Raw genomic sequence first — 22,084 nt, 5'->3', positions numbered from 1 at the left:
AGTCGAACTACTTGCCTGTAAAGGGAAACCCGCGCAGGCCCGACCCGCACGGGTTCCGCTTTACGGGCAAGCAGCCTGCGTCCGGCACGTCTAGGCGTTGGCCAGGGCGCGGTCCAGGTGCACGTAGCCGCCGTCGACGTGGATGAGCTGCCCGGTGGTGTGGCTGCTGCGCGTCGAGAGCAGAAAGGCGGTGGTGTGGGCAATTTCCTCGGCCGTGGTCATGCGGTGTCCCAGCGGAATGCGGCCGGTGATTTCGCGCAGCTTGTCCTCGGGGTGCGCCAGCGTCTGAATCCACGCTTCGTACTGCGGCGTCCAGCACTCGGCCACCACCACGGCGTTGACGCGGATCTGGTACTTGAGCAGCTCCACGGCCCACTCGCGGGTGAGGGCGTTGCGGGCGCCGTTCGCCGCCGCGTAGGCCGAGGTGTTGCCCTGCCCGGTCTCGGCGGTTTTGGAAGTGATGTTGACAATGGCCCCGCGGCTCTTGATGAGCTCGGGCAGCGCGTGGTGGGCCAGCAGGTAGTAGTGCACCACGTTCTTGTGCAACGAGGCCATAAAGCCCTCGTACGAGCCGTGCTCCAGCCCGATGCCATCGTTGACGCCGGCGTTGTTCACCAGCCCGTCGAGGCGCCCGAACTGCTCGACGACGGCCCGCACGGCCCGCTCGCAGGCTTCCGGGTCGGCCAGCTCGGCTACTACCTGCGCGGCGTGGCCGCCGGCGGCCTGCACCGCGGCCACGGTCTGCTGGTTGTCCGGCTCGTGGCGGCCGAGGATGACCGGCACGGCGCCCTCGGCCGCCAGCACGCGCACGATGCCCTCGCCGATGCCCTTGGCCCCGCCGCTGACGATGATGACTTTGTCCTGTAGCTCCAGATTCATGGTAAAATGCGTTGGGAAGACGCGTACCCGCGCCTCGCTCGTTCACTGCGTTGGTCTTCGACTGCTGACATTGAACGGCCGCCGCTACAGCCGGTAGAACTGCGCGGCCGTTTCGCCCCAGAACTGCCGCTGCTCCTCGGCCGAAAAAGTGCGTAGGTAGTCCTCCACCAGCCCATAGGCCCGCGCGTAGCCGCCGGCTACGTTGCACACGGGCCAGTCGGAACCGTACAGGAGGCGCTGCGGCCCGAAGGCTTCGAAGGCCGCGTCCAGGTAGGGCCGGAAGTCGGCCGGCTGCGCGTGCTGCCAGTCGGCTTCGGTTACCAGCCCCGACACTTTGCAGAGCACGTTTTCGCGCCCGGCCAACGCGCGCAGCTGCCGCCGCCAAGGCTCCAGCTCCCCCCGCTGGATGTAGGGTTTGGCCATGTGGTCGAGCACGAAGGGCTGCGTCGGGAAGATATCCGCCAGCTCCGCGGCGTAGCCCAGCTGATCGGGCCGGATGAGCAGGTCGTAGGTGAAGCCGTGCGCCTGCAGCGCCCCGAGGCCGCGCCGGAACGCGGGCGTGAGCATCAGGGCCCGGTCGGCTTCGCCCTGCAGCACGTGCCGAAAGCCCTTCAGCCGGGGAAACTGCTGGTAGTAGGCCAGCCGCTCGACCACGTCGGCGGCTTGCAGATCCACCCAGCCCACCACGCCGCGGATGAACGGGTGCGCGGCGGCCAGGGCCAGCAGCCACGCCGTTTCTCGCTCCGACTGATCGGCCTGCACGGCCACGCAGCCCTGGAAACCGTGCCGGCGCAGCAGCGGCGCCAGGTCGTCGGGCCCGAAGTCGCGCCGGATGGCCTGCATGTCGGCGCTTATCCAAGCGTCGCGCACGGGCTCGTAGCGCCAGAAGTGCTGGTGGGCGTCAATACGGCTCATAGGCCTTCACCACCTGCCGCGAGCTGCCCAGGCCGTCGATGCCCAGCTCCACCACGTCGCCGGGCTGCAGGTACACGGGCGGCTTCATGCCCAAGCCCACGCCGGCCGGCGTGCCGGTGGAAATCACGTCGCCGGGTAGCAGGGTCATGAACTGCGAGATGTAGCTGATCAGGTGCGGAATGCGGAAGATCAGCTCGGCCGTGGTGCCGTCCTGCATCATCTGCCCGTTCACGGACAGCCACAGGCGCAGGGTGTCGAGGTCCGGCATCTCGTCGGGCGTGGCCAAGAAGGGGCCGATGGGCGCGAAGGTGTCGCAGCCCTTGCCCTTGTCCCAGGTGCCGCCGCGCTCCATCTGAAACTCGCGCTCCGACACGTCGTTGTGCAGTACGTAGCCGGCCACGTACTGCAGCGCCTCGGCCTCCGTCACGTACGAGGCCTTCCGGCCGATAACCACCGCCAACTCCACTTCCCAGTCGGTTTTTACCGAGTTCTTCGGAATGACAATGTCGTCCGTCGGGCCCACGATGGCCGTGGTCGATTTCAAGAACAGCACCGGCTCGGCGGGCGGCGTGGCGCCCACCTCGCGGGCGTGGTCGGAGTAGTTCAGCCCCACGCACACAATTTTGCTGGGGCGGGCCACCGGCGCGCCCAGGCGCACCTCGGCGGGCACCACGGGCAGCTGCCCGGCCTGGCGTTGCAGCAGGTCGGCCAGCTGGGCCAAGCCGCCGTGGGCAAAGAACTTCTCGTCGTAATCGACGAAGTGGGCCGACACGTCGTAGCGCGTGCCGTCGAGCAGGACGCCGGGTTTTTCCTGGTCAGGCTGGCCGAAGCGAATGAGTTTCATGGTGGGGGTTGATTGTTGATGGCTGATAGGTGATTGTTGATGGTTGTTGATGGTTTGGTAGCCCAGGCGATTAACAATCAGCCATCAACAATCAACCATCATCAGTTATTCAGCCGGATGAAGCCGCCGTCGAGCGGGTAGTCGCAGCCGGTGACGAAGCCGGCTTCGTCGGAGCAGAGGTACAGGGCCAGGGCGGCCACCTCCTCGGGCCGGCCCATGCGCCCGATGGGCTGGCTGCGGGAAAGCCTATCGAAGATTTCCTGCTCCTGCCCGGCGTAGTTTTTGGCGATGAAGCCGTCGACGAAGGGCGTGTGCACGCGGGCCGGCGAGATGCTGTTGCAGCGGATACCGTGGGCGAGGTAGTCGCGGGCCACCGAGAGGGTCATGGCGAAGATGGCGCCCTTGCTCATGGAGTAAGCGAAACGGTCGGTGATGCCCACGTGCGCGGCGATGGACGCCAGGTTCAGCACCACGCCCCCGCCCTGCGCCTTCATGCCCGGCACCACGGCGTGCAGGCAGTTGTAAGCGCCCTTCACGTTGACCTGGTACACACGGTCGAAATCGGCGTCGGCGGTGTTTTCCACGTTGCCCACGTGTGCCACACCGGCGTTGTTGACCAGAATATCCACCCGTCCGATGCCGGCCAGCACCGCCGCCACCTGGGCCTGCTGGCTCACGTCGGCCGCGTGTACGTGAGCGGCGCCGCCAGCCGCCCGAATTTCGTCGGCGGTACCCTGGCCGGCCTCGGTGCTCAGCTCCAGGATGTGCACGGTGGCGCCCTGCCGGGCAAACAGCTGGCTGATGGCGCGGCCGATGCCGCTGCCGCCGCCGGTCACAACGGCCGTCTTGCCGCTTAGGTCGAACATGCGAAGGGGGAATGAGGAGGATGAAGGATGAAGGATGAAGGATGAAGGATGAAGGAAGCTACGCCGGCCTACCGGCCAGGTTACGCCCATTGCTCATTGTTAATTGCTCATTGATCATTCCTCCTTCCTCCTTAAATCTCAGTGCGTGGCCACCAGCACCGGGCGCGGCTGGGCAGCCGCGTTGCGCAGGGCAAACAGCAGCACCATCAGGAAGCACACGCCCGGCACCACGTAGGCCGTCTGAATGCTGCTCGCGTCGGAGAGGCGGCCCATGATGACCGGGAACACCGCCCCACCCACAATGGCCATGATGAGCAGCGAGGAGCCGGTTTTGGTGTGGGCCCCGAGGCGGCGGATGCTCAGCGAGAAGATGGTCGGGAACATGATGGACATGAAGAACTCCACCCCCATCAGCGCGTACACCGGCAGCTGCCCCCGCAGCGTGACGGCCAGCCCGATGAGCACCACGTTCAGCACGCTGTAGAGCGCCAGCAGCCGAGCCGGGGCCACCACGCGCATCAGCGCCGTGCCGATGAAGCGGCCGGCCATGAAGCCCAGCAGCGCTCCGGACAGGTATAACGTCGCCGTTTTCTCATCGATGCCCGCCACGCGGCCGGCGAAACGGATGAAGAAGGAGCTGACGCACACCTGCGCGCCGACGTAGAAAAACTGCGCCGCCACGCCCAGCAGCAGGTTTTTCTCCTGCCAGATGGAGCCCGCAGCCACCCCGGGCGCTGCTTCGGCCTCCACGATGTCGGGCAGGCGGGTGAAGTACAGCACCACCGCCACCAGCAGCACCACCAGGCCGATGACCAGGTAGGGCAGCTGCACGGCCTGGGCTTCGTGGCTGAGGTAGGCACCGAGCTGCGCCGGGCTCATGGCCGCTTCGTCGGCGGTCGAGAGCGTGCGCCCCGAGAGGATGAGCTGCCCGCCGATGAGCGGGGCGAGCGTGGCGGCCAGGCCGTTGAACGACTGCGCGAAGTTCAGGCGCTGGGTGGCCCCGTCCGGGTCGCCGAGCACGGTGATGTAGGGGTTGGCGGCGGTTTCGAGGAAAGTCAGCCCGCTGGCAATGATGAACAGCGCGCCCAGAAACAGCCCGTAGGCGCGCGCCTCGGCGGCGGGATAAAACAGGAAGGCGCCGGTGGCAAACAGCCCCAGCCCGAGGATGATGCCGCCCTTGTAGCCGAAGCGCCGCATGAACTGTCCGGCCGGCAGGGCCACCAGGAAGTACGCCGCAAAAAAGGCCGAATCGATCAGCGCCGACTGCGCGTCCGAGAGCTGGCAAGCCTTTTTCAGGTGCGGAATGAGCACCGGGTTCAGGTTGACGGCCAGGCCCCAGAGGAAAAACAGCGAGGTGATGAGCCCCACCGCGAACAGGTGACGGGATGGTTTCATGCGCGGGCGGGAAGGCGGTGAGGGAGCGAAGAATCAGGCGCATCTGGCGGCCGCCAGCCGAACCGCGGCGCGCTCCGGGCGCTGAGCAGCGGCCCCGGAAGCGTTAGTACTGCATGTCGGCGCTATTGAGCACGGCCACCGGGGCCTGATCCTCGGCTTTGATGTCGAGCCCTTTGATGCTCCAGCCCTTGGCGTGGTCAATTTTGCCCGCCTTGGCGCCGGTCATGGTGATGTTCTCCAGCCGGAAGTTTTCGAGCACCGACGTGGGCAAGCCCTCGGCCGAAATGGCCTGCCCCGCTCCGGTGGCGCGCAGGTTGCGGATGGTCACGTGGCGGAAGCGCGGCGTGCCGCGCGCGGGCTCCACCTTGGCCAGCATCTTCTTCCAGTGCTCGGGCAGGGTGGCCTCGGTGTAGCCGGCCGGCAGCGTGGAGTAGCTGTAGGCCGGGTTCCAGTTCATGGTCATGATGATGGGCACGCGCACCGCGTCCATCTCGATGTTCTCCACCAGGATGTCTTCCACCGTGCCGCCGCGGTTGGTGGCCGACTTGAGGCGGATGCCGTACTTGGTGCCCTTGGCCTTGAGGCCGCGGGCAATGACGTGGCGGATGCCGCCGGAGGTTTCGGAGCCGCAGGTAAACAGCCCGTCGCCGGCGCCGGCCACGCAGTTCTGAATCAGGATGTACTCGGTGGGGCGGTTCACGCGCAGCCCGTCCCAGTCGCGGCCCGCTTTCAGGCAGAAGTTGTCGTCGTTGCAGTCGATGTCGCAGTTCTGCACCAGCACGTAGCTGCTCGAGTCGATGTCGATGCCGTCGGTGCTCGGCCCGTGCCCGCCGATGTTGTTGCGGATGACGAGCCCGTCGGCCGTCACGTTTTTCGAGTAGAGGATGTGCACCGTCCAGTAGCCGGCGCGCTGCAGGGTAATGCCCGAGAGCGTCACGTTGGTGGAGTTCGACACGAGCAGGGTGCGCGGGCGCTTGGCGTCGTAGTCGACGATCCAGCGCAGGCCCTTGGGGTCGTACTCCTTGCGCATGGCCCGGTACTTGTCCCAGAAGGGCTGGCCCTGCCCGTCCACGGTGCCTGCGCCGGTGATGGCCACGTTGTCCTGGTCGACGACGTTGATGAGGGCGGCGGGCCAGGTCATTTCCACGCCGGCAATGCGCGAGGGCATTTCCGGGTAATCCTGCAGGTTCTGGCTGCCGAGCAGGGTCACGCCCTTGTCGATCTGCAGCGTCACGCCCTTTTTCAGGAAGATGGAGCCCGTCAGGTACTGCCCAGGCGCGAAGGTGACCACCCCGCCTTTGCGGGCCGCCGCGTCAATGGCCTGCTGAATGGCCCGGGTGTTGAGGGTTTTGCCGTCGGCTACGGCTCCGTACTTGGCTACCGCGAACGTGGCCGTGCCGGCGGGCCGGGTTTTGGCGCCCACGTTCTTGGTCCAGTTCTCGTCGAAGGCGGGCGCGGGGGCCGGCGCGGTGTGGCTGCCGAGCCAGGCCAGCAGCGGCAGCAAGAGGGTCAGCAGGGAATGCATGGCCGGGAGGAAGTAGGTAGCGGGAAGGAACGGGCGGCGGGCAGATCTGGCTGGTGCCCGAAGGACCGGACCGAATGCTGAAGGCAGGTGACGCTGCCGCTCAGCTCCGGTGCGGCTTCGCAGCACCAGCCAGAACAATTCCCACGGTGCCAATTTGCGCCTTACCCGTGCCGGCACCCTCCCGCACCCTCCTGCTATCGGGGATTTTCTCCCGGGGCCGCCGACGAGCCCGGCCGGTTGTTAGTCGGCGTGGAAGACGCACGTGAGCGGCTGCACCACCGGGGAGTGGTCGGGGTTGGTTTCCATCAAATCGGCCATGTAGGCCCACCAGCGCTGCATCACGGGCAGCGTGGGCAGCGCCTCGGCGGCGTGGCCGGGCAGGCGCTTCTGTACCGCAAACAGCCGCCCGCTGGCTTCGTCCAGAAAGATGGAGTAGTCGCGGATGCCGGCCGCGCGCAGGGCCGCCGACAACTCGGGCCAGATGTCGTCGTGGCGGCGCTGGTACTCGGCCTGGGTGCCGGGCCGCAGCTGCATGGTGAAGGCGAGGGTTTCCATGAGTGTAGTGCGAACTTTCAGTCCGCGTTGGCCTGCACGATGCTGCGCGCCGCAAATCGAGCCGGCTGGGTTATGAATTACTAACTGGCCGACGCGGGCTAAAGCCCGCGCTACCGTCTTAGCGCTTGCCCTGCGTGGGCGTGCGCCACTGGTCGGTGCGGAAGGGCGAGGCGGGCAGGCTGGCGCCGTTGTAGAGGTTGGGGAAGGGCGTGTGCTTCCAGGCGAAGCGCACGGCCACGGGCTGCTTGACTTCGTCGCTCCACACCACCACGTGCCGGCCCTCGATGCGGGCCTGCGCGGGGCGGAATACGCTGTCGGGGCCGGCCACGGTGAACTCGCGCAGGAACTCCCCGCCCCGCGCCACCAGGCCGCCGTCGGTGTGCCGGAAGCGCAGGCGCACGCGGCCGCCCTGCACCCGCATTTGCTCGTAGATCGGGCCCGAGGTTGGCCGCTTTTTCTCGCCGTACTCCCGGGCCAGGGCCCACTGCGCGAGGCGGTGCCCCACTACCTGCTTGTTGCGCGGGTGAATGTCGGTGGAGTCACCGGCATCGGTAATGACGGCCATGCCGGTGCGCGGCACCGAGAGCATGGTCAGCAGCTGGGCCTCGCGGATTTCGGGGTTGGCCGAGCCGTGCGGGGCAATCTGCACAAAGTAAAACGGCAGCTTGGGCTGGCCCCACTCCTGCCGCCAGCTCCCGATCAGGGCCGGAAACAGGCGGCGGTACTGGTAGCCGCGGTCCACGTTCGACTCGCCCTGGTACCAGATGACGCCCCGCAGCGTGTAGGGCACCAGCGGGTGAATCATGGCGTTGTAGTTCTTGCAGGGCGACTTGTTGCTGGTGGGCCCAAACGGCTCCTTGGGCGCGGCCCGCCGAATGGTGGGGTCAGCGGCTTTGGCCTGCCGGTACGCCTGCAGCGCGGCCTGGTAGGCGGCGTAGTCCTGCGGGTACGTTTCCAGGCCGCGCTGGTAGCGCTCCAGGATGGGCCGCAGCTCGGGGTCCTGCTCCAGCACCTCGCGGCGCGTCCACGACTCGGCCGGCGTGCCGCCCCAGGTAGCGTTGATCAGCCCGATGGGCACCTTGGTGCGCTCGTGGATTTCCTGGGCAAAAAAGTAGGCCACGGCCGAAAACTCGCCCACCGTCGCGGGGCTGCACACGGCCCAGCTGCCGCCGGGCACGTCGGGCTGCGGCGCGTCGGCCACCTGGTTTTGCACCGTAAACATGCGCATCAGCGGGTAGTTGGCCCGGGGCTTCACCTCCGCCTCGTTGACGATGCCCGAATACGAGCCGCTATTGGGCCGCTTGCTCACCGGAAACACCATGTTGGACTGCCCGCCGCAGAGCCAAACCTCGCCCAGCAGCACATCCTGCACGGTCAGCTTGTTTTGCAGCCCTTCGAACGTGAGCGTGTAGGGCCCGCCGGCCTTGGCCGTGGGCACGCGCACCAGCCAGTCGCCCTGAGCATCGGCGGTGGTCTGCACCGGCTGCTGGCGCCAGCTGGCCCGCACGGTTACCTGCTCGCCCGGCGCGGCCCAGCCCCAGAGTGCCACGGTGGTTTTCTGCTGGAGCACGAGGTGGTCGGCCAGCAGCTTGGGCAGGGTGATGGTGGCCTGGGCGCGCAGGCTCAGCAAGGAAGTCAGCGCAGCAAGCAGAAGTCGGCGGTGGGGCATGAAGGAGTGACGCAGGGGCTGTAGGCCAGTTGTGGGGCAGCTAAACCATCTTGAACACGAAGCCCGACGCGGTCATGAACCGGCCGCCCTGCGAGGCGCCGAAGAGGTACTCGGGCTTGCCGTGGCGCATGAGCAGCTGCGGGCGCTCCAGGCGGCCGTAGCGCTTGAGGTTTTTGGGCGCGGGCGGCTCCTGCACGCCGTAGTCGCGGATGGGCAGGTAAGCCACTTTGGGGTAGGCCCAGTCGGTGCCGTTTTTCGAGTTCAGGTACAGCCCGACTTCGTGGTTGTACACGCCCATGTCGCGGGCGAGCAGGTGAAACCGGCCGTCCTGGTGCCACACAAACGCGTCTTCGAACTGCTTGTTTTCCGCGTTGTCGCCCAGCTTGCTGAAGTCGATAACGGGGTTGGCGGCGTGCTTCACGTAGGGGCCCTCCAACTGCCGGGCCACGGCCAGGCCGTACTTGCGGTTGCCGCGGATGCTGGGGTGCGTAGACGTCTGGTACTCCTGCGTGTTCCACGACTTGTAGTACAGCCAGTACTCGCCGTTGGGGTGCCGCACGAAGGCCGGGTTGGTGGTGCAGTGGTCGTCCCAGGCCCCCGTTTCGCCGGGCTCAAGCAGCGGCGCGTCGGGGCGCGTCCAGGGGCCTTCCAGGCGGTCGGCCGTGGCCAGGCCGATGCGCTTGGTGTCGGTTTTGCCGTTGGAGCAGCCCATGAAGAACAGGCAGTACTTGCCGTCGACGAGCTGAATGTGCGGGTTGTGGCAGGTGGTGGCGTCCCAGTGGCCGGAGCCGCGCGGGGCCAGCACGGTTTCCTGGTACACGAAGGGCCCCTCGGGCGTATCTGCCACGGCGCGGGCTATTTCGCAGCTGTTGAGCCAGCCGCCCATGCCCTTGCTCTTCGGCCAGCGCGAAAAGAATACGTGCACCCGGCCGTCGGGCCCGTAGATGGGGCTGTTGCACCACACGAAGTAGTCTTCCATTTCCAGCATGCGGCCCACGGGCCGCAGGTGCTTGCTGAACTTGGCGAAACTGCGTTTGGGCAGCAGCAAGGATGGTTTTTCGTCCTGCACGAAGCCGGCCCAGGCCCGCGCAAACGGCGCCAGGGCCAGGCCGGCAAGGAAAGTGCGGCGGGTGAGCATAGGCGAGGCTTTACTGCAGCTTTTCGGCCCGCGTGGTGGTGGGCGTCAGCGTCACCGGGCCCAGCAGGCCCGATTCCTTCGGCTCCCACTTGGCGGCCGTGAACAGGCCCTTCTCGTTGCGGTTTTCCTTGAGCTTGGAGCTCATGTTGATGTTGTAGAAGTTGCGGTACTCCACGCCGCGGCGCTCCAGGTCGATGATGCGGTTGGCCATGCCGTTGCTCACCTGCACGGTCAGCGTGTTGGTGGCCTTGAGCTGTTCCTTCGGAATAAACACTTGGTAAGTCGGGCCGATGAGCGTGCCCAGGTCCTGGCCGTTGAGCTGCACGCGGGCGCTTTCGGCCACGCGACCCAGGTCGAGCAGCCAGCCTTCGGCCGCGCCGCTGGGCATGGCGAAGGTGGTGGCGTACGCGGCCGTACCCGAAAACTTCTGCGCGGCCTCGCCCAGTTGGGTCCAGGACGCCAGCTCCCGGGTTTCCACCGGGGCCGGCAGCGCCGGGCCACCCGACACGAAGCTGATGCGCCAGGCGCCGGTGAGCGGCTGCGCCGCGCCGGCCGGGCGCAGGTAAGCGTAGGCCGGGGCCGATACGCCGGCCTCGTTGGTTTCCAGGATGCAGGTTTCGCCCGGCGCCAGCTGCACGTACACCTCGGGCCGGCCCTGGGCGCCCGTGCGGGTGGCGGCCAGGCCCAGCTTCTCGTTCATGGGGTTGTAGAGGGCCACCGACTTGGCCGCCGTTTGCAGCGGCACCCAGCCTTCCACGGCCTTCTGGCCCCAGTTGGCCACGAAGTAGTAATGTCCCTTGGCGTGGCGGCGGCGCACAAACTCCAGGCCGCTGTCCACCATGCTTTCCCGCTTCACGCCGGCCGCCATGAGCAGTTGGTCCACGTTCGGGCCGACGAGCACCGTGCCCTTGCCGACGCTGGCTTTCTGCACGCCGCCCGTGGCCGCGTCGAGCTTGATCTGCCCGATGAGCTTCTTAAAGGCGGCGCGGCGCGCGTCGAGCGTGCCGAGGCCGGGCACATCCTGGGGCAGCTGGTTCTGGAATACCACGGTGGCTCCGCCCTGCGCCAGCTTCAGGAGCTGCTGCAGGGTGCCGAGCGGCATCAGGCGCGCGTCGGGCACCAAGATGGTCTGGTAGGCGGTGCCGCCGCTGGTTTGCAGGCCCTTGCCGGCCGTTTTCACGCCCTGCACCTGCAGGTCACTGATGAAGTCGAAGCCGTAGCCGCGCTTGAGCAGCGCCTCACCGGTCTGGCCCACCGGCATGCCCTTGAAGCCATGGTCGATGCCGTCGTAGTGCTGCAGCAGCACCTTGCCCGGGCGGATGTAGGAGTCGTAGATGGGCAGATACACCAGCACGTCGTTGGCGGGCTGGCCGGCCTGCAAAAAGCTCTGGCAGCGCGCCACGTAGCGGTTCAGCTGCCCAAAGTCCTGCCAGAAGGAGTTGTTCGGGTTGAAATGCACGGCGGCGTAAAACAGCCAGCCGGGCCAAGCGGCGGCCTGCGGGGAGTAGTTGGTGCCGTGGTAGAAGGTGTGGTTGATGCCGCCGAGCAGCATGCGGTCCATGGCCTTCTTCACGTCGGTGAGCGTGGAAAGGAAGTGGTCATTTTCCCAGGTCGCCGACTCCGAGGAAGTCAGCGGCTTGCCCGTCACGTGGGCGGCCGAGGAGGCAAACTTCAGGCGCAGCAGATCCTCCCCTTCCGTCTCGGGAATGTCCGTCACGGCGTACAGGTCGAGGATGTTGGCCGGCGAGCCGTGCGCCTGGTTGCGGATCAGCGCGTCGTGGGTTTTGGCCCACTGGCTCCAGGTGCGGGTGTAGTTTTCGAGCAGCAGCTCCGACACGGTTTCGCGGTAGTCGCTGAGCACGCGCTGGTTCTGGTCTTCCGCGGCCTTGCCAAACAGCGCGGGCAAGTGCTGGCGCAAGTCGTAGCCGCGGCGGCGCTGAAACTCGGCCAGCATCTGCGGGGTCCAGTTGCCCTCACCCTGGGCGTCGTCCACCTCGTAGGAGTCGTTAAAAAAGGCGCGCAGGGCCTTGATGTCGCGGCCCTTGAAAGCGGCGTCGAAGTGCTGCAGGTAGTTCTGCGTGGCCTGCTTGGAGAAGTGGTCGATGACGTCGCCCTCTCCGCCGGGGCCGGCGCGCTCCACCTGCTTGCCGTGCCAACCCTGAAACAGCCCGTACAGCGTCCAGGTAGTGCCGGCGGGCGCGGTCCAGCTCAGCTTGCCGTCGGCTGCCACCTTACTCGTCAAATCCAGGGTCTGCCCTTTGTCGGAGTAGGCCATCAGCGCCTGCAGCGGCATCGGCTTCTCGAAACGCACCTGGTCGAAGGCGTGCAGCTGCAGGTTGGGGTTGGCGGCCACCGGCTCCTTCAACTGCTTGATGTCGATGGGCTGGCCCACGGCGCGCAGCATGGGCTTCTGCACGTAGCGCACCGGCTCGGCCAATTGCTCGCCGCCCTTCACCGTGTAGCTCTGGTAGGCCACGTACTTGCAGGCGTCGTCGGGGCTCACCCACGGTCCGCCGAAGGGCCAGCCGGAAGCCTGCGCCATATCCACACCCATGCCCAGGCGCCCGGCCTCCCCGAGCGTGTAGGTGAGCATGTCCACCCACTTGGGCGAGAGAAAGTCGATGAACTGGTTTTCGGCGCCCTTCACCCCGTAGATGGTCGTGATTTCGACGCCGCCCAGCCCGGCCTGCTGGTACTGCGTGAGCAGGCGCGAGAGGTCCTGCTGGTTGACGGCGCTGCCCTGCCACCACCAGCGCGTCCAGGGCTTGGCTTGCTGGGTAATGGCGGGCCACTTCGGGGCCTGCGCCGCGGCCGGGTGGTGGGCCAGCGCGGCGGCGAAAAGCAGGCCGAGGGTGAGGGTCTTTTTCATGGGAAGGCAGAGTTCGGCAGCTGGGCCGGGGGTAAGGCTGGCGCCCTGCCTCCGCAGAGGCGGGGTCGGGGTGGCTGAAACCGGGCAGCCGTCGTGCTTCGGCGGCGCGGACGCCCGAGCAAGCGGCACGTGTTGATTGCGTTTGCGGCTCGGCGCAGAGGCCGATTTACCCCCCGGGTAAACGTCGTGGGAAGGTTAAGTCCGGGCGGTGGTTTTGGCGCCGCCGTCCAGCAATTTGCATAGCTCGGTGCCGGCCAGCAGGAAACAGCCCAGGCCGTAATCCTCGAAGTCGGGCTTGCTGGTGTAGCTCACCGGCTGCCCGTCCTTGGGCTCCTTGCCGGTGCCCTGCACGTAGCCCAGGAAGCCGTTTTTGTGCACGCACTCGGTGGCCATGGCGTTCCAGGCCCGGGCAATGATGGGCTGGTACTGCTTGGCGTCGAGCAGGCCGTGGTTGATGCCCCAGGCCATGCCGTAAGTGAACAGGGCGGTGCCGGTCAGCTCCTTGCCGCCGAAGTGCGTCGCATCGTGCAGGCTCACGTTCCAGTAGCCGTCCGGGCGCTGCAGGGCGGGCAGGGCCTTCACCATGGCCAGGTACATCTGCTCGTACTCCTCGCGGTGCGGGGCGCCCGGGGGCAGGATTTCGAGCGTGCGCACCAGGGCGGCCACCACCCAGCCGTTGCCGCGGCTCCAGTAGCAGTCCTCGCCGTTGGGCTCCTTATAGGGCGGCACGAAGTCCTTGTCGCGCCACCAGAGCTGGTCCTGCGGGTTGTAGAGGCCGTTGCCGCCGTGCACGGTCTTGGAGTAGTTGTACAGCTGGTACATCTTCTCGAAGTAGCGGTTGTCCTGGTACATCACGCCCAGCTTGGCAAACACGGGCATGGCCATCTGCAGGGCATCAATCCACCACCAGTCGTCGGCCTTGTCCGTTTCCAGCATCAGATCGATGCTGGCCTTGATGTCGCGCACGCGCTCGGGCCGGGGGTCGATTTCGTAGAGGGCCAGGTAGGTCTGGCCGCAGCACTGGTTGTCGGCGTTGCGGGTCTGGATGCCGTTGTTGAGGCCCCACTTGTGCTTGTCGCCCCACTGCACGGCGTAGTCGTAGTAGCTTTTCTGCGGGTCCACGCCGTACAGCGCCATCAGGCCTTCGTAGTACACGCCGCGCGTCCAGATGTTGCTGGGGCGGGTTTTGTTGGTGGTGATGGACTTGCCCGCGTCGGGCCACTGCTGCATGAAGTAGCGGTTGGCCAGGGTCATCTTCTTGAGGATGGCCTTTTTCTTGGGCAGTTCCGTGGAAGGAGCCGCGGCGGCCCAGCTGGGCAGCAGCAGGCCGGCGCCGAGCACGCCCAGGCTCTGGGCGAAGGCGCGGCGGCTCAGGGGGCTGGTCAGGGAGGGTGCGTTCATGGGGTGGGAAGCCGCCTGCGGGCGGCCGTAAGGGTGCGAACGTGGTTGATGGAATCGGTTCGGGGCCGGCCGGGGTCGGCAAATATGCCGCCGCCGGCGCTTAGGATGCGGCCTTGGCTATTTCGACGGCGTACACCTGGCTCTGGCCCTCGAAGTTGGCGCGGAAGATGATCCACTTGCCGTCGGGCGAGTAGTGCACGTTGGGCTCCAGCTTGTAGTCGTGCTTGCCCAGGTTCACCAGCTTTTCCGACTTGAACCGGTCGCCGTCGGGCCGGAACAGGTAGATCCAGTGCCCGTTGGGCGAGTGCGCCACCGAGGTGGGGTAGCCCCCGTCGCCGGCAAAGGTTTTCTGGTCGGGTGCGGAGGTGTAGTGCACCGACCACTCGTCGCGGGTCAGCTCGTACTTCTTTTCCTTGCCCGTTTTCAGGTCGGTGCCCGTGACGAAGAAGGTGGCGCCGCGGGGCAGCTGGTGGTCAAACCAGATGGTCTTGCCGTCGGCCCCGAACCACTCGTGGCCGGCAATTTCGCGGTCCATCGTGCGCTTGTGCACCAGCTTCACCTGCTTGGTCTGCGTGTCGATGGTCCAGATGCGGTCCACCAGCTCCCAGGGCCCCTCGTGGCAGAACATGAGCAGGCGCGGGTCGGTGGGCGAAAACTGCACGTGGTTCAGCCAGGCCTTGTCGGAGAAGAGCTTGGTGAGCTGCCGGCCCTCGGTGCTCACGGTGAAGAGCGTGCGCGGCAGCTTGGCCTCGTAGATGCGGCGGAAGTAGTCCTTTTTCTCCGGGTACTGCCGGTAGATTTCCTTTTCCGCGTCCGAGCCCCAGGCGCCGCCCAGCTGGGTTTCGTCGGCGTTCAGGGTGGTGATGCTGGCCTTAAAGTCGGCCGGAAACACGAACACCAGCCGGGTCTGGCGGGTGTCCACGTGGGTGGCGTACACCGAGTCGCCGGTCTGGTAAAACACCTCCCGCCGCTTCGGGGCCACGATTTCGCCCTGCACCTGCTGGAAATAGCGCGTGAGCGGCACCACCGCGCGCGTCTTCAGGTCGATGGTGCGCAGCTGCTTGCCCTTCTCGTCGGAGTGGTAATACACCATGCGGGTGCCCTCCTTGCCGCTCACGAAGGGGCGGTTGTGGAAGTAGAAGCTGGCGTTGGCGCCGTCGGCGGGCGTGAGGCGCACCACCTTGTGGCCGGTGTCCTCATCGAGCCACTCGGCGGGCATGGGCTGCTGGCTGCCGGTGGCCAGCCGGGCCTGCGCCTGGGCGCTGCCGGCCAGCAGCAGCCCGCCGAGCAGGGCGGGTCCGAAGGCGCTATTCCTGATTGCTGCGAACATATTCGGGTGGGTTGGAAAGGTTGGAACGCGGGGACGTCAGGGGGCCGACGCGGCCGTGGGCGGGGGCAGGTAGCGGGCCACGTCGCGCAGGGCCACCACGCGGTAGCGGTGCCGGTGCAGGTAGCGCAGGTAGGCCTCGAAGTGAGCCGGCGGCGTGCTCACCCAGTCGTGGGCCGTGTCGGGGACGCCGTGCAGGGTGAGCACCACCACGCGGCCGTCCTTGGCCTGGCGCAGCGCCCCGAACACGGCCGCCGAGTCGGGCCCGCTGGTCGAGAAGCTCGGAATCAGCAGCGGCGAATCGGCCGCCGGGTCGTAGGCCCGGGTCAGGTTGTTTTTCGGGCCGCCGGTGCGGGCCAGGCGGTAGCCGCGAGCGGGCAGCACCTGCAGGGCCGTGGGGTGCGTGTCGTAGCCGGGGTAGGCAAAGCTGACGGGCCGCCGGATGCCGTAGCGCCGGCAGCGCCCTTCGATGGAGTCCAGCTCGGCGCCCAGCTCGGCGGCCGTCATTTTGTTCACGTGCCGGTGCGTGAGCGTGTGGCTCCCGATTTCGAAGCCCTGCCGGTCGAGCCCGCGGATCTGCTCCCAGCTCATGTAGTGGGTTTTGTCGGCGAAGGCGGGCTGGCGAAACTCGCACACGAAGAAGGTGGCCCCGAAGCCGTACTTCTTCAGCAGCGGCGCCACGTAGGTGGCGTGGCTGAGGGCCGCGTCGTCGAAGGTGAGCACCACCAGCCGGTCCGGCACCGACCGCGCCGGAGCCGTGGCGCCGCCTGCGGCCAGCCCCAGCAGGGCCAGCAGCCCCGGCAGCGCGGGGCGGGGAACAAGCGGAAAACGGCGGGCCAGGGACATCGAAACGGAGCAGTAACGTTGCCCCAAGAGACAAAACCCCGCGCGGGCAACTCTCCTGTACTGTGCGGTGCGCGGCCAAACCGCGCGCGGCCGGGCCCGGGCCGGCGCCCGCCGGCTGGGTATCTTTGGGGCGGCGCGGCCCCGGTCGTCATTAGGATAACCCGCCCGGCGGGGCTACTTTCGTGGTCTTTGCGCAGCGCAGCGGGGTTTGCCGCGGCCAGCTTCTCCCCTGCCGGCGCCGCGCGCTGCTTTGTTTTCCGCTTCCCACTGCTTTTTCGTGGACCCCATCACCGCCCAAGACCCGCTGGCCCGCTCGGCCGACCTCGCCGCCGCCCACCTGGCCCGGCTCCGCGCCGCGTTGCCGGAGGCCTTTACCGATGGCAAGGTGGACCTGGCGGTGCTGCGGCAGCTGCTGGGCGAGGACAACGTGGAAACCCAGGAAGAGAAGTACGGCCTGACCTGGCACGGCAAGCGCCGCGCCCGGCAGCTGGCCCTGCAGCCGAGCACCGCCACGCTGCGCCCCGCCCCCGAAGACAGCGTGGCCTGGGACACCACCCAGAACCTGGTGCTGGAGGGCGACAACCTGGAGGTGCTCAAGCTGCTGCAGAAAAGCTACGCCGGGCAAGTCAAGCTCATCTACATCGACCCGCCCTACAACACGGGCAAGGACTTCGTGTACCCCGACAACTTTCAGCACAGCCTGCGCCGCTACCAGGAGCTGACAGGGCAGCCCGCGGCCGGCGCGGGGCGCAAGCTCGCCGCCAATACCGAAGCCTCGGGCCGCTTCCACACCGACTGGCTGAACATGATGTACCCGCGCCTGCACCTGGCCCGCCACCTGCTGCGCGACGACGGGGTGCTGTTCGTGTCCATCGACGACCACGAGGTGGAAAACACGGGCCGGCTGCTCAACGAAATCTTCGGCGAGGAAAACCGCCTGGCCATCATCTGCCACAAGGCCCGCGCGTCCGTCTCGAACGACAAAATCATTTCCGCCAACCACAACTTCATCCTGCTCTACGCCAAGGACCAGGCGAAAATCTTCGGCCGGCGCGCCGCCTTCGGCCTGCCGCCCGACCTGAAGGGCTTCAAGCTCAGCGACGAGCGCGGCCCCTACAAGCACGTGCCCGTGGATGGGCCGGGCGGGGCGGCCAAGGGCAACCCCCACTACACGTTTCTGGGCGTGACGGGCTACTTCCGCTACTCGCAGGAGCGCATGCAGGCCATGTACGAGCAGGGCCTGATCGTGAAGGCCGGCAAGGGCCTGCAGCAGAAGCACTACCGCCGCGACTCCGAGCAGGCCCGCAAAACCGACACCACCTGGTGGGACGATAAGTATTACACGGCCACGGCCACGGCCCGCCTCAAGGCCCTGATGCAGGCCGACGTGTTTGACACGCCCAAGCCCGTGGAGCTGGTGGAGCGCATGCTGCAGCTCTGGGCCCGCGAGCCGAACGACCTGATCCTGGATTTCTTCGCCGGCTCGGGCACCACCGGCCACGCCGTGATGGCCCAGAACGCGGCCGACGGCGGCTCGCGCCGCTACCTGCTGGTGCAGCTGCCCGAGCCGCTGCGCGCCGCCAACCGCCACCAGAAAGCCGCCGCTGCCTACTGCGACCGGCTCGGCCGCCCGCGCACCATCGCCGAGCTGACCAAGGAGCGCCTGCGCCGCGCCGCCCGCAAGGTGCAGGCCGACCACCCCGCCTTTCGCGGCGACCTGGGTTTTCGCGTGTACCGCCTCGACACGAGCAACCTGCGCGCTTGGGACCCCAGCCCCGCCGACCTGGAAGCCGAGCTGCTGGCGGCCCAGGACCAGCTGAAGCCCGGCCGCACCGACCAGGACCTGCTCACCGAGCTGGCCCTGAAGCGCGGGCTGCCGCTCACGGCCCCGGTGCAGGCGCGCGCCGTGGCCGGCCACACGCTGTACGCCGTGGCCGGCGGCGCCCTGCTGGCCTGCCTTTCGGCGCGCATCGGCCCGGCCGAGGTGGAGGCGCTGGCCCTGAACCTGGCCGCCTGGCGCGCCGAGCTGGCCCCCGAGGGCGAGACGCAGGTGGTGCTGCGCGACAGCGCCTTCCGCTCCGAAGCAGCCAAAGCCAACTTTACCGCCATTCTGGTGCAGGCCGGCTTCGAGCGCCGCCTGATCCGCAGCCTGTAAGCCGGCTTCCCGCGGCCCGCGCGGCTGCCGGCAGGCTACTCCCCTCCCGCATGAAACTCCACTTCGAATCCCACCTCGACTACCAGCAGGCCGCCGTCGACGCGGTGTGCGACCTGTTTCGGGGGCAGGAAACCGGCCGCAACGAGTTTACGGTGGCCGCGGCCCCGCACGAGGAGCAGCCCGGCGCCGCCCCGGCCGAGCTGGGCGTAGGCAACTGCCTGCGGCTCGCCCCCAAGGCCCTGCTGGCCAACCTGCGCGCGGTGCAGCTGCGCCACGGCCTGCCGGCCGCCGAGCAACTCCGCTCGGCCGACTTCACGGTGGAAATGGAGACGGGCACGGGCAAAACCTACGTGTACCTGCGCACGGCCTTCGAGCTGCACCGCCGCTACGGCTTCAGCAAGTTTGTGGTGGTGGTGCCTTCGGTGGCCATCAAGGAAGGCGTTTATAAAACCCTGCAAATCACCGCTGAGCACTTCCGCGGCCTGTACGCGGGCGTGCCCTGCGAGTACTTCATTTACGACTCGGGCAAGCTGGGGCAGGTGCGCGGCTTCGCCACCAGCCCGCACATCCAGGTGATGATCGTGACGGTGGGCGCCATCAACAAGTTCGGCGACGAAACCCGGGCCGCGCAGCAGGCCGCCACCGACCGGCCCACCGCCAACGTGCTCTACCGCCCCAACGACAAAACCGGCGGCGAGCGGCCCGTCGACCTGATCCGGGCCACCCGGCCGGTGGTCATCATCGACGAGCCGCAGTCCGTCGACGGCGGGCTCAGCGGGCAGGGCCGGCGCGCCATCGAACGGCTGGCGCCGCTGTGCACGCTGCGCTATTCCGCGACCCACGCCGACAAGCACCACATGGTGTACCGCCTCGACGCGGTGGATGCCTACGAACGGCAGCTGGTCAAGCAGATCGAGGTGGCCGCCCTGGCCGTGACGGGCCCGCCCGATGCGGCCTACGTGAAGCTGCTGGCCACCCGCAGCCGGCGCCGAAAGCCCAGCGCCCTGGTGGAAGTGGAAACCGAGCTGGCCGGCCGCCGCACCCGCCAGGCGCACTGGCTGCTGCCCGGCGCCGAGCTGGAGCCGCTCGCCGGCCGCGCGGTGTACGCCGGCTACCGCGTGGGTGCCATCCGCGCCGGGCGCAAAGACCAGCGGCTGGAGCTGCTCGGGCCCCGCGGCGCGGCGTGGCTGCTGCCCGACCGGCCCGTGGGCGGCCCCGATCCGGCGGAGGTGAAGCGGCGCATGATCCGGCGCACCATCCAGGCGCACCTCGACAAGGAGCTGCGCCTGCTCCCGCTGGGCATCAAGGTGCTGAGTTTGTTTTTCGTCGACGCGGTGGAGCGCTACCGCCGCTTCGGGCCGGACCGCACCGCGCAGCCCGGCGAGTACGCCCGCGTCTTCGAGCAGGAGTACTGCCAGCTGATCCGGCAGCCCCGCTACCGCGCCCTCTGGCCAGCCGCCGAGCCGGACTGGGCCGCGCACGCCGCGGCCGCGCACGCCGGGTACTTCTCAGTGGACCGCAAGGGCGGCTGGACGGATACGGCCGAAAACAACAAGGCCGGCCGCGACAACGCCGAGCGGGCCTACAGCCTGATCATGCGCGACAAGGAGCGGCTGCTCAGCGTCGACACCCCGCTGCGGTTCATCTTCTCGCACTCAGCTTTGCGCGAAGGCTGGGACAACCCCAACGTGTTTCAGGTGTGCGCCCTGCGCGACATGGGCTCGGAGCGGGAGCGGCGCCAGACCATTGGCCGCGGGCTGCGCCTGTGCGTAAACCAGCACGGCGAGCGGGTGCGCGACGCGGCCGTGAACACGCTGACGGTGGTGGCTTCCGAGAGCTACGAGGAATTTGCCGACCACCTGCAGCGCGAAACCGAGGCCGACACGGGCCTGCGCCTGGGCGTGGTGGAAGCCCACCAGCTGGCGGGCCTGCAAGCCGTGGACGTGGCTACCGGCGAGGCCAGGGCGCTGGGCCCGGAGCCGGCACAGGCGATGTGGCAGTGGCTGCGCGCCCAGGGCTACCTCGACGCCAAAAACCGCGTGCTGGCTGCCCTGCGCACGGCGTTGCGCGAGCACACGCTGGTGCTGCCCGCGCCGCTGGCCGCCTGGCAGGAGCCCGTGGCGGCGCTGCTGCGCCAGCGGGCCAACGGCCTGGGCCTGCGCAACGCGGACGCGCAGCTGCCGGCGCCCGCGCAGGCCCAGGCCGTTGGCTTGCCGCCCGAATTGGAGGCCGTGTGGCACCGCATCCGCCAGCATACCCTCTTCCGCGCCGAGTTCGACGATGAGCCGTTGATCCAGGCCTGCGTGCTGGCCGTCCGGCAGATGCCTTCCGTAGTGCCCACGCCGGCGCACGTCAGCCTGGCTGGCCCTTCCACCGGCCCCGATGGCGCAGCTGCTGATGCCCCTGACGAAGCCCCAACCCCTTTGCCCGACGTGCTGACCGAGCTGCAGGAGCGCACCCAGCTGACGCGCCGTAGCCTGGCCCGCATCCTGACCGCCAGCCACCGCCTGCCCGATTTTCAGCTGGCGCCCCGCCTCTTTATCGAGCAGGTGGGCCCGCTGCTGAACCGCTGCCAGCGCCGGGCGCTGGCAGCGGGCATCCATTACGAGCGGGCGGGGTCGTCTTACGTGCAGAAACTGTGCGGGCCGCAGGAGCTGACGGAGCACCGGCAAAGGGACGGAACGGCGCCCGGCCCTGCCGGGCCAATCCAGCTGTTTGCCGAGCTGCCCGCCGGCTTCAGCGTGCCTACGCCCCTGGGCCTGTACTACCCGCGTTGGGCCCTGCTGGTCCGGCAGCAAGGCACCGAGCGGTTGTATTTCGTAGCCGGGCCCCTGGCTCCCTGGCTCCGCTCGGAAGCTCAATCCTGCGGCGGTTAACGTCCCACCGTCTTGCTCCCGCGCCGGGCGTTCGGGCTACTGCCGGTTCTGCGGCACGACGGGCCTACTCGTAAAGCGTCGCAATTTCCACCAGCCGCGTTGGGTTCAGGACGGTGATTTGCCGGCCTTTGGTGCGGAGCACGCCCTCGTTCTTCAACTCCGCCATGAAGCGGCTCACCGTTTCTTTGGCCGTGCCCACCAGGGCCGCCAGGTCGTCGCGGGTGACGGAGATGAGCTGGGGGCTGGCTGGGTGGCTGTAGGTGCGCAGCAGCAGCAGCAGGGCCTCGGCCAGCCGCTCGCGCACGGGCTTGTAAGCCAGGTGCAGCATGCGCTCCTCCGCCTCGCCCAAAGCACTGGATAACAACTTCATCATCGCGGACGCAAACGGCGCGTGGTGCTCGACGAGCCGGAAAAAGCCCGCGCGCGGCAGCAGGCACACCACCGCGTCGTCGAGGGCCACAGCGTCGGCCGAATGGGCCTCCCCGGCCAGCAGCGCGCGGTAGCCGAGCACGTCGCCTTCCTTGGCCAGCCGCACGATGTGTTCCTTGCCGTCGCCGCCCACCTTGCGGACCTTCAGGGAGCCGCTGTGCACACAGTACATGCCCAATGGGTGACTGCCTTCGCGAAAGATGAACTGCCCGCGCTGGTACTGCTGGCACGTCTTGCTGAGCTCCGCCAGTTCCGGCGCTTCGCCCGGGCAGCAGGCGAGCGGCGAGCGAGACCAGGCCGGGCAATCTTGGCAGTTGGTCGAAACAAAGCGCTTCATGGCGGTGGCCCTGGCGGGGAACGGGCATCTCCAATATAAGTAAATCGACCGGGGTAGC

16 protein-coding genes are annotated in these 22,084 nt (G+C 67.9%); 2 read left to right on the top strand and 14 right to left on the bottom strand.

The genetic code is table 11. The features are described from left to right. Positions 1-90: 90 nt before the first annotated feature. From ACYVKQ_RS02665 to ACYVKQ_RS02605, 13 genes are all read right to left on the bottom strand, one after another. Positions 91-879 carry an SDR family oxidoreductase gene (locus ACYVKQ_RS02665; protein ID WP_460575342.1) on the bottom strand — a complete coding sequence of 263 codons (789 nt, stop codon included), beginning with the start codon at positions 877-879 and terminating at the stop codon, positions 91-93. 84 nt (positions 880-963) lie between these two features. Further along, positions 964-1,794 (bottom strand): amidohydrolase family protein, encoded by an 831-nt coding sequence (locus ACYVKQ_RS02660; RefSeq protein ID WP_460575340.1) that lies wholly within the window; start codon positions 1,792-1,794, stop codon positions 964-966. Continuing rightward, on the bottom strand, positions 1,781-2,638 hold the full coding sequence (locus ACYVKQ_RS02655) for a fumarylacetoacetate hydrolase family protein (protein WP_460575338.1): 858 nt from the start codon (positions 2,636-2,638) through the stop codon (positions 1,781-1,783). The genes ACYVKQ_RS02660 and ACYVKQ_RS02655 overlap by 14 nt, the downstream gene beginning before the upstream one ends. 101 nt (positions 2,639-2,739) lie before the next feature. Further along, the gene (locus ACYVKQ_RS02650; RefSeq protein WP_460575336.1) at positions 2,740-3,504 is read right to left on the bottom strand and encodes an SDR family NAD(P)-dependent oxidoreductase; all 765 of its coding nucleotides are present in this window, start codon (positions 3,502-3,504) and stop codon (positions 2,740-2,742) included. 138 nt (positions 3,505-3,642) lie between these two features. Further along, entirely contained in the window at positions 3,643-4,899 is a 1,257-nt protein-coding gene (gene fucP, locus ACYVKQ_RS02645) for a sugar MFS transporter (RefSeq protein ID WP_460575334.1), read from the bottom strand. Positions 4,900-5,002: 103 nt separating this feature from the next. After that, complete coding sequence (locus tag ACYVKQ_RS02640) at positions 5,003-6,424, bottom strand: glycoside hydrolase family 28 protein (RefSeq protein WP_460575332.1); 1,422 nt, start codon at positions 6,422-6,424, stop codon at positions 5,003-5,005. Positions 6,425-6,664: 240 nt separating this feature from the next. Further along, a complete protein-coding gene (gene rhaM, locus ACYVKQ_RS02635; RefSeq protein WP_460575330.1) occupies positions 6,665-6,979 on the bottom strand; it encodes an L-rhamnose mutarotase in 315 nt (104 codons plus the stop codon). 118 nt (positions 6,980-7,097) lie between these two features. Beyond that, positions 7,098-8,648, bottom strand: coding sequence for a sialate O-acetylesterase (locus tag ACYVKQ_RS02630; RefSeq protein WP_460575328.1), 1,551 nt, complete (start codon positions 8,646-8,648; stop codon positions 7,098-7,100). 40 nt (positions 8,649-8,688) lie between these two features. Continuing rightward, the gene (locus ACYVKQ_RS02625; protein WP_460575326.1) at positions 8,689-9,786 is read right to left on the bottom strand and encodes a glycoside hydrolase family protein; all 1,098 of its coding nucleotides are present in this window, start codon (positions 9,784-9,786) and stop codon (positions 8,689-8,691) included. Between the two features lie 10 nt (positions 9,787-9,796). Then, a complete protein-coding gene (locus ACYVKQ_RS02620; protein WP_460575324.1) occupies positions 9,797-12,655 on the bottom strand; it encodes a glycosyl hydrolase family 2 protein in 2,859 nt (952 codons plus the stop codon). Between the two features lie 195 nt (positions 12,656-12,850). Further along, a complete protein-coding gene (locus tag ACYVKQ_RS02615; RefSeq protein WP_460575322.1) occupies positions 12,851-14,056 on the bottom strand; it encodes a glycoside hydrolase family 88/105 protein in 1,206 nt (401 codons plus the stop codon). A gap of 100 nt (positions 14,057-14,156) precedes the next feature. Continuing rightward, complete coding sequence (locus tag ACYVKQ_RS02610) at positions 14,157-15,386, bottom strand: oligogalacturonate lyase family protein (protein ID WP_460575320.1); 1,230 nt, start codon at positions 15,384-15,386, stop codon at positions 14,157-14,159. 36 nt (positions 15,387-15,422) lie between these two features. Next, positions 15,423-16,229 (bottom strand): polysaccharide deacetylase family protein, encoded by an 807-nt coding sequence (locus ACYVKQ_RS02605; protein WP_460575318.1) that lies wholly within the window; start codon positions 16,227-16,229, stop codon positions 15,423-15,425. 277 nt (positions 16,230-16,506) lie between these two features. On the opposite strand from ACYVKQ_RS02605, the gene ACYVKQ_RS02600 reads away from it, so the two are divergent. Both ACYVKQ_RS02600 and ACYVKQ_RS02595 read left to right on the top strand, forming a co-directional pair. Continuing rightward, a complete protein-coding gene (locus tag ACYVKQ_RS02600) occupies positions 16,507-18,384 on the top strand; it encodes a site-specific DNA-methyltransferase (protein ID WP_460575316.1) in 1,878 nt (625 codons plus the stop codon). A gap of 50 nt (positions 18,385-18,434) precedes the next feature. Then, the gene (locus ACYVKQ_RS02595; protein WP_460575314.1) at positions 18,435-21,260 is read left to right on the top strand and encodes a DEAD/DEAH box helicase family protein; all 2,826 of its coding nucleotides are present in this window, start codon (positions 18,435-18,437) and stop codon (positions 21,258-21,260) included. Positions 21,261-21,324: 64 nt separating this feature from the next. On the opposite strand, the gene ACYVKQ_RS02590 is transcribed toward ACYVKQ_RS02595, so the two are convergent. After that, positions 21,325-22,026 carry a Crp/Fnr family transcriptional regulator gene (locus tag ACYVKQ_RS02590; protein WP_460575312.1) on the bottom strand — a complete coding sequence of 234 codons (702 nt, stop codon included), beginning with the start codon at positions 22,024-22,026 and terminating at the stop codon, positions 21,325-21,327. Positions 22,027-22,084: the final 58 nt, after the last annotated feature.

It is taken from the genome of Hymenobacter coalescens (assembly GCF_054783195.1).
Note: the sequence above shows the minus strand (reverse complement) of the source record. Positions and strands in the feature narration are given on the sequence as shown.

Bases quoted from the DNA above. Each gene is read 5' to 3' on its own strand.
- ACYVKQ_RS02665 (WP_460575342.1), bottom strand. From the start codon at position 879: ATGAATCTGGAGCTACAGGACAAAGTCATCATCGTCAGCGGCGGGGCC.
- ACYVKQ_RS02660 (WP_460575340.1), bottom strand. From the start codon at position 1,794: ATGAGCCGTATTGACGCCCACCAGCACTTCTGGCGCTACGAGCCCGTG.
- ACYVKQ_RS02655 (WP_460575338.1), bottom strand. From the start codon at position 2,638: ATGAAACTCATTCGCTTCGGCCAGCCTGACCAGGAAAAACCCGGCGTC.
- ACYVKQ_RS02650 (WP_460575336.1), bottom strand. From the start codon at position 3,504: ATGTTCGACCTAAGCGGCAAGACGGCCGTTGTGACCGGCGGCGGCAGC.
- fucP (WP_460575334.1), bottom strand. From the start codon at position 4,899: ATGAAACCATCCCGTCACCTGTTCGCGGTGGGGCTCATCACCTCGCTG.
- ACYVKQ_RS02640 (WP_460575332.1), bottom strand. From the start codon at position 6,424: ATGCATTCCCTGCTGACCCTCTTGCTGCCGCTGCTGGCCTGGCTCGGC.
- rhaM (WP_460575330.1), bottom strand. From the start codon at position 6,979: ATGGAAACCCTCGCCTTCACCATGCAGCTGCGGCCCGGCACCCAGGCC.
- ACYVKQ_RS02630 (WP_460575328.1), bottom strand. From the start codon at position 8,648: ATGCCCCACCGCCGACTTCTGCTTGCTGCGCTGACTTCCTTGCTGAGC.
- ACYVKQ_RS02625 (WP_460575326.1), bottom strand. From the start codon at position 9,786: ATGCTCACCCGCCGCACTTTCCTTGCCGGCCTGGCCCTGGCGCCGTTT.
- ACYVKQ_RS02620 (WP_460575324.1), bottom strand. From the start codon at position 12,655: ATGAAAAAGACCCTCACCCTCGGCCTGCTTTTCGCCGCCGCGCTGGCC.
- ACYVKQ_RS02615 (WP_460575322.1), bottom strand. From the start codon at position 14,056: ATGAACGCACCCTCCCTGACCAGCCCCCTGAGCCGCCGCGCCTTCGCC.
- ACYVKQ_RS02610 (WP_460575320.1), bottom strand. From the start codon at position 15,386: ATGTTCGCAGCAATCAGGAATAGCGCCTTCGGACCCGCCCTGCTCGGC.
- ACYVKQ_RS02605 (WP_460575318.1), bottom strand. From the start codon at position 16,229: ATGTCCCTGGCCCGCCGTTTTCCGCTTGTTCCCCGCCCCGCGCTGCCG.
- ACYVKQ_RS02595 (WP_460575314.1), top strand. From the start codon at position 18,435: ATGAAACTCCACTTCGAATCCCACCTCGACTACCAGCAGGCCGCCGTC.
- ACYVKQ_RS02590 (WP_460575312.1), bottom strand. From the start codon at position 22,026: ATGAAGCGCTTTGTTTCGACCAACTGCCAAGATTGCCCGGCCTGGTCT.